Below are 14,959 nucleotides of genomic sequence, written 5' to 3' on the forward strand. Positions count from 1 at the left end.
CATTTATCTCCTTTTAAATAACCGCTTATGGGCATCTATTCCATATGTTAGGGCTGGTTTCAGTTTGAGGCCTCACCACTCCCAAACTTTCTGCTGGTAGTATTGTTTCAAACGCAGGGGCTGCAAGAAATCCATTATTTCCTAGAAAGCTTAGGTTACTGATTAACTGAATGCCATAGCCCGTAGCCCTAGCACGCACAAACTTAATGCTGCCAAAGTTAGCTTCAAAATCAGAAGCAATCTCTCCCCCGCTCGCGTCTAAGTAAGCCACTTCTAAATTCGCATTAGTAAACCCAACAAGAGGAATATCATTCACCACCATTCCCGCAATATTATCTCTATCAAGGACGTAGCATACCGTCGCTAATCTAGCGGCTTTCCTCGTCGCCTCACTGACCATTTGCAGCGAAAATATATAGGCACCCAACGCTAAAATGAGAAAGAGCAGTAGAAAAATTAACGATGAGACTAAAGTGAACTCAATAATGGCCAGCCCTTTGATTCGTCTTTTAAGCCTTTTCATCACAATACCCTCATCACCGAAGTGACACTTAACGGAATAGAAAAACTTGTGGCGGATAAAGGAATAGACAGAAACAACGGCACATAGTCATATGTCACGCTGACTCGCACATAGCTGTCAATAGAGGGTGGTGTTACTGTTACATCCGATGTCGTCAATGTAGATAGTACTGCCGTCCCCACGCTGCTCTGACCGTAAACCACCACATTTTGAATCTCCAAAGTTGGTGCAATAGTGCCACCTTTGGTATCGTAAACCTCACTAACAGCATATCGTGCGCCATTTTGTACAGATTTAGAAATAACATTGTAGTGAATCAGAATATTGCCAAGCTCAATCACCAACCCCAAAAAAAACAGTAGCACAGGGGTAGCAATAACCATCTCTACAGCAGCAAAACCACGTTGATGTTTATTAGATAGTGTCATAATTACGACTCCCCGCTATCAGGATCCTTATACAAAACAATCCTGTAAGCCCCTTCGGTTGTCGACTGATTACTACTAGAGCCACCAGTAACACTGCAAGAATGTATAAACTCACCAAAAACGGCGGGTGTACCTGAGTTGTTCGTTGGTGCTTTTTGCAACAAGAAAAAGCAGCCAATTTTATTCACTGTAAAGTCGGTAGAGCCGCCACTTTTACCCGAGCAGTCCACCATAGGTATAGGTAAAATACGACGCCAAGCAACACCATTAGATGCGCACCCAGCACCGCCACTTGCTATACAGGCATTGGTATCTAACTTATATTGAGCGTAATCGTAGCTATCATCGAAAGTGATCTCTCCGGTATTGGCATCAATCGTTATTTCATTGGTAGGTTCTGTGGTCACATAATCTGAAGGGTAATCAGATGCCGATAATCCACCGCCATAATCACCAAAACGAGTATTTAAGCCATCGCCTGTTGGACCAACCGTGCCGCCAGGTTTGGTTGTGATATCTTCACCAATTTTAACTGGCTGATCATAACTACCACCTAAGCCTTCTTTGATTGTGTTACCACCAGAACCAAAGTCCAGCAGGTGATAATTACCATTACCCATTTCAGATAGGCTACTGTCTCCAACCTTCAAGGCGTGAACGGTTCCAACTTCATAACCGAACACATTGGTTATCTCTTCACCGGTTTCGTCATGATAACCATCTTCATTAACATCATTATCAGAAGTACCATCACCAATACACACTCCAATGGGTACAACATTATTATAAGCTAGGCCTGAACTCGGCCCTGCAACAGCACTTGCCGATACCACTTTTTCAAGGCCAAACAGTTGAATAAAGAATTCATCCATCTCTAGTGCATCTACGCGAACACGCACATAAACATCATTATTTGCACCAAAAGTTGCACTGCCAGTAAAGTCCTGTGGATCATTAGAATAATCAATGTTTATAGAAGCAGTAGAGAAATCAATTTCTTGATTCCCAGTTGAAGCCGCCATGGCATTGAGTGCCGTACCCACTTCTGCGTCTACAGCATCTTTATCTTTACTATTGTCTAATATGGTTGCGGCAGCCAACGCTGCAGAATCGACTGCGTTTTGTAAGCGCGTTTTATTTACAACCATATGATTTATGTCTATAGCTAGCGCTGAGACAGCTAGAAAAACCAGCAAAGCAGCAGTAATCATCACCGCAACTAAGCCTTGTTGTTTTTTAGGGCTTTGTGATACTCGATACAACATATGAGTACCTCCAGATTTAGTTAAAATCTTCTAAGATCTGGCTACTACTTCCGGACAGATCATTTTCACCTCTGCCAACATATCTGTCGTAACCAGTCTGCATCCGCTCCCCTGTACCATCAGGTACTTCGAGTAAATTCTCTTGGGTCGCATTAGGGTTATACGTTTGCTCTGTTTTCACTAGTGCTACCGAATGCCCTAAACGAGCATCGTTCGCACAGCCAACCAATAACATTGCGAGAAAGATCATCATTATTTTAGTCATATCTATCCCCTTATAAATCATGGCCAAATGAGCCTTCGCTACCACCATCGGTCGGTGATATATCCTGTGAAGCTTGAGATTGTTCTGAATCAGATTCAGACGGTTCAGCGATGTAAGCGCTTCGGCCTAACAAGTAATATTCCAAATCATTAGGATCAACAAAGGCATCCGTTGGTAACGTTACTTTCGTTCGGTCAATAGGTTTAGCGAGTCGAGGAGTAACAAGAATAACGAGCTCTGTTTCACCAGATACATACTCTTGGCTATTGAAAAGCTGACCTAAAATCGGCACATCGCCAAAGCCTGGCATCTTGTTACTGATGTCCCTAACATTCTCACTCAACAACCCCGCAATACCGATGGTTTGACCGTCGGCTAACTCAAGCGTCGACGATGCACTTCTTCGGGTAATTGGAGGGATAAAGTAAGTCGCATTGGTGGTACCAGGATCAATCGTTAACGAGCTACTATTGGCAATCTCACTCACATCAACCGCTAAGTTTAGGTTGATTTTTTTGTCACTCAGTACCGTTGGGATGAACTTTAAACCCACACCATATTCTTTATATTCAATGGTAATACCATCTTCGTCAGGCACCGGAATGGGAAATTCTCCCCCCGCTAAAAACTCAGCCTTTGAACCGCTTAGCGCGGTTAAGTTCGGTTCAGCCAAGACTTTTGCCACACCATTTTGTTTTGCTACGTCCAATGCGAAAGTAAACAATGTATTGCTATCAATGAAAGAACCTAAAATGCCGTAATCGGTAGAGGTAGGAATATTGAAAATTGGGGTTGCACCTAACACTCCGGCAGGGACTGAAGACGCCCCCCAAGAAAAGTCAGACCCACTGGTTTGGAAGAAATGGAAGTTCGCATCAAACTTTCTTACCAAGCTTCTTTGAACCTCAGCAACCGTCACCTCTAACATGACCTGCTGAGCCCCTCCGATCGACATTAAATTAATAACACCTGTCGCTGCAGCTTGTTCACTTCCGCTTTCTTTTGATGCGTCAGCAGCCTGCCCTGACGAATAGGTTTCTGCGATTCGCATCGCCACATTCATTTGTTGTTGGTTGCTGACCTGACCGCTCAATAATAGACGGTTCTGCGCACTGTGCACTTCGATAGTTTCATCAGGAAGGAACTCATATAATTTAGCTTTAAGGCTATTAAGATCATGAGTAACCTCAATGTTAATAGACTCAATCAACCGACCTCGAGAATCCCAAGCCATTAGGTTTGTCGCACCTAATTTTTTACCAATTAAAAACACTTCATTTGATTTTAAAATTACAATATCTAAAACTTCAGGATCACCAAGAGAAACCTTCGCCGCTTTTCCCGACAGCACGACATGCGTAGATTTATGATGTGGAACCGTGACTGTTTTTCCCGTTTGTAACGCCGCAACACTGGCCGTCGAAATACAAATCAGGCTCAAAACACACGCAATTAATATTCTCATATTTCACCTCAATCCTTGACGCGCACATTAGATGTTTCTGTACCTTTGATAATGGTGACACTTGGTCTAGGCACATATCGACGAACCACTTTTTTCTCAACTTCATGTGGGTTTCTCAAAGTCAGCTGAATATCGCCTTTGCTTTTAGCCGTGAGAAGTTTCTCTGCCTCTTTCGGCGTCATCTCAAGTGTTACCGCTCGTACAATAATCGGACTGTTTTCTTTCGTTTTAGCCGTTTGGTCGACAGCCAAAACCTTAATGTCTTTTAATACTGTTTGAGTCGCTGCAGAATTTTTTCCGTAAGAAACGGTATTGAGAATATCAACCTTGTTACCCGGTAGTAAGAAACCCGCCACACCAATAACATCATCAACACGTATCGTTACCGCACGTTTATTTTCAGGGATAAGAGCTGCAAGCGTTGACCCTTCTCCTGGTACAGTAAATCGTAACTTGTGAAGCACCTCTCCCGCATAGACGGTATTCGCAACAACCTTGCCAATCAGCTCTGCTTTATCCGAATAGTTATTTTCATTAATCCAATCAACCTCCATCAATCTGGTGGTTAAAAACTGCTCCTCGATAATAGTTCCGGCTTCAATTTCTTGTGATGCGACAACAACGGGGTGACGCTCGACCGTTTCAACTTCAACGGTTGGCTGAACTTGATCATCCATCCACTGCTTAGCAAAAAATACAGCCGCTAAGCCGAATACTACGGACAGTAAAAACAGTAGGAAAACTTGACTCTTATTCATTATTCTCTTCCTCGTGTCCATCAGAGGTAAAATAAACTTCCCATGCCATGGAAAGAATATCGAATGTGATAACAGGTGGTAGCTGCTCAAACGAAAGAATATCTTTGCTTATACCAACGAGATCTTTCGGTAAACATGGGAAAAGTGGCACCTTAAGCAGTGTGTGCATTTGAGACAAACGCTCAAAAAATCCGTCTTGAAGCTCGACCTCTTTATCAGCAACGACGCTCATCCATAAAGCTTCATAATCTCGCTGATTAAGTGGCTTGAATTCAATCTTGTAACCTAAACGACGTAAAAAGGCAGGATCGCTTATTTTCTTGGGGTTTAGATTGGTAGAAAAGGCAAGGGTTAATACAAATGGCATCGTTATCTGCTGACCATTAGGCAGCGACAAATAGTCGAATGAGTACTCCATCGGTACAATCCAACGGTTAAGAAGCGCATCCACCGGCATGGGCTGACGACCAAGATCATCAATGACAAAAATCCCATTATTTGCCATCATTTGAACTGGTGCTAACCAAACTCGACTATTTTCTGAATGATTAACTTCAAGCATATCCATTGTCAGTTCACCCCCAACTTGGATATTTGGCCTTTCACAATTAAGCCAACGCTTGTCGTACTGATCTTTGAGGGAAATGCTTTGATCGCTGCCGTTACTATCCAACGGTTTATGATGTTGCGCCGAGAACACCTTGATAATGTTACCTAATGCATAGACTGCATAAGGAATAAATACAGAGGTGTGCAAAGCATTCACAATACGGCTCGCGACAAATGTTTTACCAGTACCAGCGTGCCCATATAACAACAAAGCACGTCCAGAATTGATTGCAGGCCCTAGCACTGAAATCATTTTATCGACACCATATACATCATCCAGTGCTGCTTCGACATGTGGCCGAGTCACTAGCTCTGCTCTCAGGTCTTGCTGCTTTACTACATCACTATATTGGGTAAGTGAAACAGGTGCGGGGCCTAAATAAGCATCACGTTTAAAGGCAAGATCAGCTTCTTCCAGCCCTTTCTCAGAAAGGGAGTAACGGACATGACTATGGGATACAGATGATAGAGAAAGATCTGAGGTAGGCTGAAATACCTCAATTAACGACTTCTTCCTTAAAACGGCCAGAGCACTTTCCACAATATGAGTGACAACACACATATAATTAGAGAGTTCTAACACATCCGACTTAGGGTAAGCAGACAAATGCTTGAGTACGAGGTTTTCAATAACGACTTCAGGAACACCCAACATATCAATAGATGTAGGAACGGCCGGGGCTGAAATTTGAGGCTTCAAAGTTGTTGGAGCAGTACGCCCTATAATATCCATATATTATTCCTCTCCACAAAGCTAACCAACAACAGGTTTAAGTAAAGTAGCTATACATCGCTAATCCCATGACAACAGAGGGTGCAAAAGGCATCGTCACCTTATTTGAATACCTAGCGTGCAAACTAGTACTTTCATTTAATACTGGTGCTACTCCACCAAGCACAATTAGCTTATTTTCAAAATAGCCTTTGATACTAAGACTGTTCGAGTTGGAAAAGTTATATAGCAAGTAGAAAGTCCCGATCACTCCAGCAGAAAGTAAGATAAAGTACGATGCATCAAGTAATTGTCCCCACCCAAGATACATCCCTACAATACCTAATAGCTTCACATCTCCTGCAGACATAGCTCTTAAAAAATATAAGAGTAATCCAAAACAAAAAAACACCACGAATCCAACTAAGGACATTAAAAAAACATCAAAGGTGTAATTACGGTTAAACATTGATAAAAAGTACACAAACAAAAACAGTATCAATATTTTGTTTGGTATACGATGTTTCTCAACATCGTATACCGAAACTGCAATTAGCAACGCCCAAAAAACTGAAGGCTCATTAATCATATATTCAATTCATACACTCGAAAAAATGCTCTGGATTTTGCTAAGTAAGGCTGTTGCCATCCCAGAAAAAACCAATCCTATAGCAATGACAAGTAACGCAGCAGCGACAATGTAGGCAACCGAAGTAAGCCCTCTTTGCTGTCTCACTCCTAACCGATCATAGACCATTAACAATACTGTTCAGTTTCGCTGCGAGTGTAGCCCCTAAACCAGAAAATACGGTTGTTAAACCTAATACCAATAAAGCTGCACCGATTACATACTCGATTACAGTCAACCCTTCTTCATCTTTCATGAATTCTTTACAATTATTCAAAAACTTATCCATGAGAACCTCTCCTTGATTTGCGTATCAGGCTTTGTTTACCTGTAAACTAAATCTAGAGGTGAGAGATATATTAGGTTAGGATTTTCTTGCCATTTACTTGCACTTTCTTGTCGTACTTCTAATCTAATTAAATAAACGAACAATCACAGGTTCACCTTGAACTTTATTTAATTATGATACTAGTTTAATACCAATGAAGATAATTACCCCCTTACTGTCAGATATAGATAGCGAATTTAATTCAATTATTATCAATAAAATTAGTCGTTACTTCGTCATTAATAACTATAAACAGGACATATCTATAATCAGTCACTTAGATGTAAGGTTAGTATTTTTTATATTGAATAAAACGGATGAACTTCAACTACTTACAATGGCACTATCTATTTGTGAAAACTTGAACAAGCGAATTGTTATTATTTGTACAGGTCAGATACCTAATAACGTTCGAAATCATAAGAATGTATTCTTCATTATTGAAACAAGCAGTAATCATCTGACCAGTTCATTCGAAGAACTAAAGCATAAAACCCAACATATCTTTGAAGCACACTTCGATCTCGATAGAGACATGAATAGCAACAACCAGGAGCCGACCAAACAGTTTACTTCTGAAGTTGTTAACTTTGTTATGGATAACATTAACAAGGAAATAAGAGAAACGGACATAGCTGAAAAATGTCACTGTTCAGCAACCTACTTTTCTAAAAAGTTTCATCTACACTTTGGAGTAAGCTTTAGAGACTTTGTGTGCGATAAACGAATCCTGTTAGCCAAAAAGTTGATTGAGGCGGATACCGAATCAAAAATAGCTGTAATTTCTTATCAATGTGGCTACAAGGATGTGTCGTATTTTTCAAGAATTTTTAAGAAAAGGACGGGCGTAACCCCTGCAAGCTACAGACGTGCCTGCACAGATAACAGAAAACGCTAATTTTACTCCCTAAAAGAAAAAATCATGGTACATTTAACATGATTTTAACAAAAATAACCAAAAATAACTTAGCGAAAAACATGGAGTTAGACAATGATTCAGCCTAACGAGTTTAGCCAAGAACAAGCAACAGCTCTCCCTACACCCAATGACATGATTTTAAAATGGGCAGAAGAACGCCCAGATGAAGTCTATTTGAAACAGATTATTAACCGCCAATTTGTCGAATTTACTTATAAAGAAGTAGCCGACAAAGCACTGAAATTGGCGTCAGCATTAGAAGGACTCGGAGCCAAACCTGGCGATCGAGTCGCTCTCGTATCGAAAAACTGTGCAGAGTGGTTCATCTGCGACCTTGCCATGATGTTAGGAGATTTTGTCAGCGTCCCAATCTTTCCAACAGCTGGTGCAGATACCATCCAATACTGTATTGAGCACAGTGAAAGTAAAATAGTGATTGCAGGTAAGCTAGATGATCCTGCTGCTACCCAAAAGGTACTGGATGACAATCCGAGCTTAATCAGCATCTCTCTACCATACGATACGGCTGCCAAATGCCAACACACATTTGAACAGCTGATCGATACGCATGAACCATCCACCAAACGTCCTCAACATCACGACGACAAGTTAATGTCATTAGTGTATACATCCGGCACCTCTGGATTACCAAAAGGGGCAATGCTTACATACGGCGCCTTTACATGGTCAGTTCAAAGACTGATCGACCATATTGGTATCCAACCCGGCGATCGCCTGTTTTCTTACCTACCACTTGCTCATATTACAGAACGCGTTTACATCTTTGGTTCTTCAGTCATGGGTGGCGTGGTCACGGCTTTCCCTGAATCTTTAGACACGTTTATTGATGATGTGAAAATGCATCGTCCTACTCTGTTTATTTCAGTTCCTCGCTTATGGACGCTGTTCCAACAGCGAATCCAAGACAAATTGCCGCAGAAGAAACTGAACTTCTTACTTAAGATTCCGTTTATCAACAACATCATTAAGAAGAAGCTGGCTGACGGTTTAGGATTAGATCAAGCTCGTGTTCTTGGATGTGGCTCAGCTCCGGTATCACCCGCTCTACTGGCATGGTATGAGAGTGTTGGTTTGCACATTACCGAGGCATGGGGCATGACAGAGTCTTTCGCCTATAGCACGCTCAACTACCCATTCAGAGCCGATAAAATTGGTACGGTTGGCAATGCAGGTCCAGGCATCGAACTTAAGATTGCAGAAGACGAAGAGATCTTAGTTCGAGGCAAAGGCCTATTCTCTGGTTACTACAAGAATGACATTGCAACCCAAGAGTCTTTTAACTCAGAAGGTTGGCTGCATACCGGTGATATTGGTGATATCGACAGCGAAGGCTACCTAACGATTCGTGGACGTAAGAAAGATACCTTTAAAACCGCTAAAGGTAAGTTTGTTGCCCCTGTACCAATCGAAAATAAACTCTTTGAGTACAGCCGCGTAGAAATGATGTGTTTGATAGGTCTTGGTCTACCAGGCCCAATCCTACTGGTGGTACCGCATGACTTCCCCAACTTTGACCGAGCTCGTTATGAGAGAACGACAAAGCGCGTTATCGAGAAAATGAACGAGCAGCTCGGCTCACATGAGAAGATCAAGGGTGTACTGATGATTAAGGAACCATGGAGCATTGAGAATGGCGTGTTAACCCCTACTCTCAAAATCAAGCGACATATTCTTGAGCAGAAATACCATGAAGTCGGACATAACTGGCCAAAAGATAAATTGGTGGTTTGGGAAGAATAATCAAAACCGAGAGGGAGCCATTACGGCTCCTTTTTTGTAAGCTCAAATTATAAGTACTTAGTATAATCCGCAGCATCACTACTCTCATTATCCAAACCGATATCATCTCTCATTCGGCTACTTAGCGATTCCGAGCAAATAATTTGTCTCGATTTAGTCACCTTCCTCATCTTATTTTTATCAATAGTTTTAAGTGCCTGAGTAACAAATCTGCCAACCCAACAGGTTATTGCTTTCATTTTCTCTCTCTCTTGTATTCCCTGTTTATTTGTCGCTATTATGGAAACTACCTGTTCGATAAGCGAACAACCATTATTAACAAGAACTATAAGCTGAGATTATGGACAATAGACTGCGCTACCTTTCAGGTCTCCGTTACTTTGAAGTTGCGGCTCGCTTAAGCAGTTACAGCAAAGCTGCTGAAGAGCTGTTCGTCAGTCAAGCAGCCGTCAGCCAGAAGATTCGACAGTTAGAACAGCAGGTTGGATGTAAGCTCTTTATTCGTAAGGGGCGAGCAATGACTTTGACACATGAAGGACACACGCTTTTTAAACATGTATCTGATGGATTTCAAGAGGTGATACTGGGATTGAACAAGATCCAGTCTGAACCCATTCAAGGGCTACTTGTTGTTAGAAGTCCCCCCTCTTTTGCGTCGCGTTGGTTGCTACCTAGGCTTTGGAAGTTCTCAGTGAAGCATCCAGAGATCCCGATCAAGGTGCTAACAGGCTGCGACACACCAAATTTAAAGCATGGCGAGATTGATGTTGCTATTCGACAAGGTGAAGACTTATGTGTGGAAGAAGGCTTGACTCTTAAGATGCTACTTAACGAGCCTATCTACCCTTTTTGCTCCCCCGAGTTAGCAAACTCTCTGAAATTCACATCACCAGAACAACTCCTCAAGTGTTGGCTGATTCAGTTTGATAGCGGTTGTTTCCCTTGGGAGGAATGGTTTAGACAAGCAAACATATCTACCCAAAGCAGCACCATTCAATGGATGGAAGTCGGTACATTTGATATGGGGCTAACCACAGTCATGGCGGGACATGGCGTTTGCCTAGCAACGGACAGCTTGGCTGGTGACTTCATCGAACGCGGCTTGCTAGTAAAACCCTTTGATATAGGCATGACGCCTGGTGTTCAAGTAAACCTATGTTTTGACCCCAACTCCCCGAGAAAAGAGCGTATTACAGCGTTCACCAATTGGTTACACGAAGAAGTAAACGAGCTATTGGAGAATTAGCTCTCAACTATCGATTCCTCAAATAAGCAACAAGCTTAACTCAACATAGAACTGTAACGTAAACCTCCCGACAGCGACAAAACTATGTTGAGCAAAAGCAACGTTGAGTTAAAAGCTACGCTGCCCTGAATCACTCCCAAAATGACTTCTTCAGTTCTTTCTCGACTTGCTCCGAAGTAACCCCGATATCTCTCAATAAATAGTCGGGAAGCTCAGACAACTGCTTTCTGGTTCTACGGTTCCGAATATACAGTCTCAATTTAGAATAGAATTTCTTAGTTGATAACGATGACAAAAGTGAATGGTTGGTATTTGCTGTTACTGTGATCGTATTCATACCCTATCTCCTGTTGATCTTTTGCTTTGTTGTGGTCAATAATCGATCAATAGAGCAACATCGACAAACGATAGATACTGGCATTCAGTTAAGGAAAACTAATGTGAGAGAGCGACCCCCACCATTCCAAGGAATCTACTATTTTTATACTGCGGCTGAAACTGGCAGTTTTAAGCTCGCAGCAGAAAAGCTATTTGTTACTGCTGCCGCGGTGAGTCAACAAATTCGTCAACTTGAGGAATGGTTAGGAGCTGACCTCTTTATTCGCCAGCACCGAAAAATAGTATTAACCCATGAAGGCGAAGTACTGTACCTGCAAGCGAAGAAAGGCTTTGCTCATATTCAAGATGGGGTAAGACGAATCAACCAAGATCCTAATCCTACTCAGCTGTCGATCTCTACCGTGCCTTCCTTTGCTCAGCATTGGCTCGTACCCAGAATTGGCGACTTTCGCGATCGTCACCCTGATCTATCGATGTTAATTGAGCCGACCAACAAACTGGTCACCTTTGAGGATTCTAATGTCGATATTTGTGTTCGCTACGGTCACGGTAACTACGCAAATATTGAGTCTCGTTGGTTAATGGACGAGGTGGTGTACCCAGTTTGTCACCCAATTTATCAAGAGAAACATGGTATTTATGAGATCGACGATCTGCATAAAGCAGAATTGATTGAAGACCGTTGGCCTGATATGGATTGGAATCTTTGGCTACAAGTCGCAGGAGTAAAAGCTGGCCGCACATCATTGCAATTTGATGGCTCTCATTTTGTGTTAGAAGGTGCGCTATCCGTTCAAGGCGTAGCCTTGGTTAAGCACAGCTTGGTGTATCGCTACTTGCAGGAAAAGAAACTCGTCCGAATCGGAAACATAGCACTGAAGCCTAAATACAATTATTTTTTATGTGCGCCTCCAGGTTACTTCCATCGAGAAAAGATAAAACGATTCGAAGAATGGATGCAGGCTCAAGTTAAATTGTTTGGTGATACAGGCAGAGAAGAGCTTTCGATTATCCACTCCGATTACGAACTAAAATGGTCGGATAATTCATAAAGCGAAACTGGTATACTTAGCTCAAATAAATGGCGAGAACATCTCATGACACAAGACAATAATCCACTTCACGGTATCACTCTACAGAAGCTACTGACTGAATTGGTTGAACATTACGGTTGGGAAGAGTTGAGTTACATGGTAAACATCAACTGCTTTAAAAAAGACCCGAGCATTAAATCGAGCTTAAAATTTTTGCGTAAAACAGATTGGGCTCGCACCAAGGTAGAGCAGATTTACATCGACTTAAAGCGTTAGTCTCTCCCTGCTTTATCAGTCCCGTGTTGATTAAATACGGGACAACCCCTGTGTCTACTTTTTAGGGACCATATCACATCTCGCATCTCTCGCAGTATGTTACAAGCAATAAAAAGCCCCGCAAGCTTTCACTTGCAGGGCTTTTTTAGTTACTTGAGAAAAGGGCTAATTACTTACCAGCTTCTTTTTCTGCTTTAACTTTTGCAATCACTTCGTCAGCAACGTTAGTTGGACATGGTGCGTATTGTGCGAATTCCATAGAGAATTGGCCACGACCAGAAGTGATAGTACGTAGGTGACCGATGTAGCCGAACATCTCAGAAAGAGGTACGTCAGCTTTAATACGAACACCAGTTACGCCAGCTTGTTGATCTTTGATCATACCACGACGACGGTTAAGGTCACCGATAACATCACCAACGTGATCGTCTGGAGTGAACACGTCAACGTTCATGATAGGCTCAAGAAGTTGCGCGCCAGCTTTAGGCATAGATTGACGGAATGCGCCTTTCGCTGCGATTTCAAATGCGATTGCAGATGAATCGACTGCGTGGAAACCACCATCGAAAAGTTCAACTTCAACGTCTAGAGTTGGGAAGCCAGCTAGTACGCCGTTTTCCATCATAGATGCGAAGCCTTTCTCAACTGCAGGCCAGAATTCTTTAGGAACGTTACCGCCCACAACTACAGAGTTGAACTTGAAGCCAGAACCTGCTTCGCCTGGTTTGATACGGTAATCGATCTTACCGAATTGACCAGAACCACCAGATTGCTTCTTGTGCGTGTAGCTATCTTCAATTGCTTGAGTGATAGTTTCACGGTAAGCAACTTGAGGAGCACCTACAGTTAGGTCAACGCCGTATGTACGCTTAAGGATATCTACCTTGATGTCTAGGTGAAGTTCACCCATACCTTTCAGGATAGTTTCGCCAGTCTCTTCGTCAGTCTCAACTTGGAAAGATGGATCTTCTGCAACCATTTTACCGATCGCGATACCCATTTTCTCAGAACCGCCTTTATCTTTTGGAGATACAGCGATTGAGATTACTGGAGTTGGGAATACCATTGGCTCAAGCGTTACTTGGTGCTTAGGATCACATAGAGTGTGACCAGTTTGCACGTTCTTCATACCAACGATCGCAATGATGTCACCAGCTTGTGCGCTAGTTAGTTCGTTACGGTCATCAGCTTGCATCTCAACCATACGGCCAACACGTTCTGTTTTGCCAGTGAATGAGTTAAGAATCGTGTCACCTTTGTTCAGTTTACCAGAGTAAATACGAACGAAAGTTAGAGCACCGAAGCGGTCATCCATGATTTTGAATGCAAGCGCTTTGAAAGTTTCTTCTGTAGAAACGATAGCGTGTTCGCCAGTTTCTTCGCCAGCTTCGTCCATTAGAGGTTGAGGATCAACTTCAGTTGGAGAAGGTAGGTAATCTACAACAGCGTCAAGAACGATTTGCACGCCCTTGTTCTTGAATGCAGAACCACAGAAAGTTGGGAAGAATGCTAGGTCACGAGTACCTTTACGGATACAACGCTTAACGTCTTCGATAGAAGGCTCTTCACCTTCCATGTAAGCTTCCATTAGGTCATCGTCTTGCTCTACAGCAGTTTCGATTAGCTCTTCACGGTATTGCTCTACATCATCTACCATGTCCGCAGGAACATCTAGAATTTCGTAGTTTTCAGGAAGACCAGTGTCATCCCAAACGTATGCTTTACGGCTTAGAAGGTCTACAACACCCACGAATTCATCTTCGCGGCCGATTGGTAGAACCATAACTAGAGGAGTAGCACCTAGAACGTTTTTAACTTGGTCAACAACGTTGTAGAAATCTGCACCCATACGGTCTAGTTTGTTAACGAAGATCAGACGAGATACTTCTGATTCGTTAGCGTAGCGCCAGTTAGTTTCTGATTGAGGTTCAACACCACCAGAACCACAGAATACACCGATACCGCCATCAAGTACTTTAAGAGAACGGTATACTTCAACTGTGAAGTCAACGTGTCCAGGAGTATCGATAACGTTTAGACGGTGACCGTTCCAGAAACAGCTTACAGCTGCTGATTGGATAGTAATACCGCGCTCAGCTTCCTGTTCCATGAAGTCAGTAGTTGATTCGCCATCATGTACTTCACCAGTCTTGTGGATTTGACCAGTTAGCTTAAGGATACGCTCAGTGGTAGTTGTTTTACCCGCATCAACGTGCGCGAAAATACCAATGTTTCTGTATTTCGATAAATCTGCCATTGTCTTACTCTGTTAATAGGATATAAAATGCGCGCAGAGTATATCACAATCTGTGAAGACTGATAGCTTTGCATGCATTTGGGACTAAAAAACTTTGCCTTTTTCTAACATATAGAAAAAGGCACTCAGTAGTAACAATCTAAATG

Annotated in this window: 16 protein-coding genes; 5 read left to right on the forward strand and 11 right to left on the reverse strand. The window is 42.4% G+C overall.

Annotated features, from left to right (window positions below):
• Window positions 1-25: 25 nt before the first annotated feature.
• From CWO27_RS05805 to CWO27_RS05845, 9 genes are all read right to left on the reverse strand, one after another.
• Window positions 26-523 (reverse strand): TadE/TadG family type IV pilus assembly protein, encoded by a 498-nt coding sequence (locus tag CWO27_RS05805; RefSeq protein WP_170960818.1) that lies wholly within the window; start codon window positions 521-523, stop codon window positions 26-28.
• On the reverse strand, window positions 523-951 hold the full coding sequence (locus CWO27_RS05810; protein WP_019824856.1) for a TadE/TadG family type IV pilus assembly protein: 429 nt from the start codon (window positions 949-951) through the stop codon (window positions 523-525). The genes CWO27_RS05805 and CWO27_RS05810 overlap by 1 nt, the downstream gene beginning before the upstream one ends.
• 2 nt (window positions 952-953) lie before the next feature.
• Window positions 954-2,216, reverse strand: a complete 1,263-nt coding sequence (locus CWO27_RS05815) for a pilus assembly protein TadG-related protein (protein ID WP_107898698.1) — start codon at window positions 2,214-2,216, stop codon at window positions 954-956.
• 16 nt (window positions 2,217-2,232) lie between these two features.
• Window positions 2,233-2,529: a hypothetical protein gene (locus CWO27_RS05820; protein WP_170960817.1), complete on the reverse strand. Its 297-nt coding sequence runs from the start codon at window positions 2,527-2,529 to the stop codon at window positions 2,233-2,235.
• Window positions 2,492-3,946 (reverse strand): type II and III secretion system protein family protein, encoded by a 1,455-nt coding sequence (locus CWO27_RS05825; protein ID WP_048605622.1) that lies wholly within the window; start codon window positions 3,944-3,946, stop codon window positions 2,492-2,494. The genes CWO27_RS05820 and CWO27_RS05825 overlap by 38 nt, the downstream gene beginning before the upstream one ends.
• Before the next feature lie 8 nt (window positions 3,947-3,954).
• Entirely contained in the window at window positions 3,955-4,704 is a 750-nt protein-coding gene (cpaB, locus tag CWO27_RS05830) for a Flp pilus assembly protein CpaB (protein ID WP_048658134.1), read from the reverse strand.
• On the reverse strand, window positions 4,697-6,046 hold the full coding sequence (locus CWO27_RS05835; RefSeq protein ID WP_048658135.1) for an ATPase AAA: 1,350 nt from the start codon (window positions 6,044-6,046) through the stop codon (window positions 4,697-4,699). Before CWO27_RS05835 ends, cpaB begins: the two co-directional genes overlap by 8 nt.
• Before the next feature lie 37 nt (window positions 6,047-6,083).
• Window positions 6,084-6,614 carry an A24 family peptidase gene (locus tag CWO27_RS05840; RefSeq protein WP_107898699.1) on the reverse strand — a complete coding sequence of 177 codons (531 nt, stop codon included), beginning with the start codon at window positions 6,612-6,614 and terminating at the stop codon, window positions 6,084-6,086.
• A 157-nt stretch (window positions 6,615-6,771) separates the two neighbouring features.
• Window positions 6,772-6,942 (reverse strand): Flp family type IVb pilin, encoded by a 171-nt coding sequence (locus CWO27_RS05845; RefSeq protein ID WP_102480233.1) that lies wholly within the window; start codon window positions 6,940-6,942, stop codon window positions 6,772-6,774.
• A 193-nt stretch (window positions 6,943-7,135) separates the two neighbouring features.
• Between CWO27_RS05845 and CWO27_RS05850 the strand changes: the two genes are divergently transcribed.
• The 3 genes from CWO27_RS05850 (at window position 7,136) to CWO27_RS05865 (ending at window position 10,907) form a co-directional block, all read left to right on the forward strand.
• The gene (locus CWO27_RS05850; RefSeq protein ID WP_102432819.1) at window positions 7,136-7,879 is read left to right on the forward strand and encodes a helix-turn-helix domain-containing protein; all 744 of its coding nucleotides are present in this window, start codon (window positions 7,136-7,138) and stop codon (window positions 7,877-7,879) included.
• Window positions 7,880-7,972: 93 nt separating this feature from the next.
• Window positions 7,973-9,661, forward strand: coding sequence for an AMP-binding protein (locus CWO27_RS05855; protein WP_107898700.1), 1,689 nt, complete (start codon window positions 7,973-7,975; stop codon window positions 9,659-9,661).
• Window positions 9,662-10,001: 340 nt separating this feature from the next.
• Window positions 10,002-10,907 carry a LysR substrate-binding domain-containing protein gene (locus CWO27_RS05865; RefSeq protein ID WP_107898701.1) on the forward strand — a complete coding sequence of 302 codons (906 nt, stop codon included), beginning with the start codon at window positions 10,002-10,004 and terminating at the stop codon, window positions 10,905-10,907.
• Window positions 10,908-11,037: 130 nt separating this feature from the next.
• On the opposite strand, the gene CWO27_RS05870 is transcribed toward CWO27_RS05865, so the two are convergent.
• Entirely contained in the window at window positions 11,038-11,244 is a 207-nt protein-coding gene (locus CWO27_RS05870) for a DUF1127 domain-containing protein (protein WP_102432823.1), read from the reverse strand.
• Window positions 11,245-11,347: 103 nt separating this feature from the next.
• Between CWO27_RS05870 and CWO27_RS05875 the strand changes: the two genes are divergently transcribed.
• Together CWO27_RS05875 and CWO27_RS05880 are read left to right on the forward strand one after the other, a co-directional pair.
• Complete coding sequence (locus CWO27_RS05875; RefSeq protein ID WP_107898702.1) at window positions 11,348-12,298, forward strand: LysR substrate-binding domain-containing protein; 951 nt, start codon at window positions 11,348-11,350, stop codon at window positions 12,296-12,298.
• 45 nt (window positions 12,299-12,343) lie between these two features.
• Entirely contained in the window at window positions 12,344-12,556 is a 213-nt protein-coding gene (locus tag CWO27_RS05880) for a VF530 family DNA-binding protein (RefSeq protein WP_012604684.1), read from the forward strand.
• A 169-nt stretch (window positions 12,557-12,725) separates the two neighbouring features.
• Here CWO27_RS05880 and fusA read toward each other — a convergent pair whose 3' ends face one another.
• Entirely contained in the window at window positions 12,726-14,813 is a 2,088-nt protein-coding gene (gene fusA, locus CWO27_RS05885; RefSeq protein WP_050633924.1) for an elongation factor G, read from the reverse strand.
• Window positions 14,814-14,959 lie beyond the last annotated feature (146 nt).

It is taken from the genome of Vibrio sp. 10N.286.51.C3 (assembly GCF_003050065.1).
Classification (GTDB): Bacteria; Pseudomonadota; Gammaproteobacteria; order Enterobacterales; family Vibrionaceae; genus Vibrio; species Vibrio crassostreae.

What these genes read in the sequence shown, in the direction of transcription:
- CWO27_RS05820 (WP_170960817.1), bottom strand. Translation starts at nt 2,529, where the DNA reads ATGGTGGTAGCGAAGGCTCATTTGGCCATGATTTATAAGGGGATAGAT.
- CWO27_RS05810 (WP_019824856.1), bottom strand. Translation starts at nt 951, where the DNA reads ATGACACTATCTAATAAACATCAACGTGGTTTTGCTGCTGTAGAGATG.
- cpaB (WP_048658134.1), bottom strand. Translation starts at nt 4,704, where the DNA reads ATGAATAAGAGTCAAGTTTTCCTACTGTTTTTACTGTCCGTAGTATTC.
- CWO27_RS05880 (WP_012604684.1), top strand. Translation starts at nt 12,344, where the DNA reads ATGACACAAGACAATAATCCACTTCACGGTATCACTCTACAGAAGCTA.
- CWO27_RS05870 (WP_102432823.1), bottom strand. Translation starts at nt 11,244, where the DNA reads ATGAATACGATCACAGTAACAGCAAATACCAACCATTCACTTTTGTCA.
- CWO27_RS05840 (WP_107898699.1), bottom strand. Translation starts at nt 6,614, where the DNA reads ATGATTAATGAGCCTTCAGTTTTTTGGGCGTTGCTAATTGCAGTTTCG.
- CWO27_RS05865 (WP_107898701.1), top strand. Translation starts at nt 10,002, where the DNA reads ATGGACAATAGACTGCGCTACCTTTCAGGTCTCCGTTACTTTGAAGTT.
- CWO27_RS05825 (WP_048605622.1), bottom strand. Translation starts at nt 3,946, where the DNA reads ATGAGAATATTAATTGCGTGTGTTTTGAGCCTGATTTGTATTTCGACG.
- CWO27_RS05850 (WP_102432819.1), top strand. Translation starts at nt 7,136, where the DNA reads ATGAAGATAATTACCCCCTTACTGTCAGATATAGATAGCGAATTTAAT.
- CWO27_RS05835 (WP_048658135.1), bottom strand. Translation starts at nt 6,046, where the DNA reads ATGGATATTATAGGGCGTACTGCTCCAACAACTTTGAAGCCTCAAATT.
- CWO27_RS05815 (WP_107898698.1), bottom strand. Translation starts at nt 2,216, where the DNA reads ATGTTGTATCGAGTATCACAAAGCCCTAAAAAACAACAAGGCTTAGTT.
- fusA (WP_050633924.1), bottom strand. Translation starts at nt 14,813, where the DNA reads ATGGCAGATTTATCGAAATACAGAAACATTGGTATTTTCGCGCACGTT.
- CWO27_RS05805 (WP_170960818.1), bottom strand. Translation starts at nt 523, where the DNA reads ATGAAAAGGCTTAAAAGACGAATCAAAGGGCTGGCCATTATTGAGTTC.
- CWO27_RS05845 (WP_102480233.1), bottom strand. Translation starts at nt 6,942, where the DNA reads ATGGATAAGTTTTTGAATAATTGTAAAGAATTCATGAAAGATGAAGAA.
- CWO27_RS05855 (WP_107898700.1), top strand. Translation starts at nt 7,973, where the DNA reads ATGATTCAGCCTAACGAGTTTAGCCAAGAACAAGCAACAGCTCTCCCT.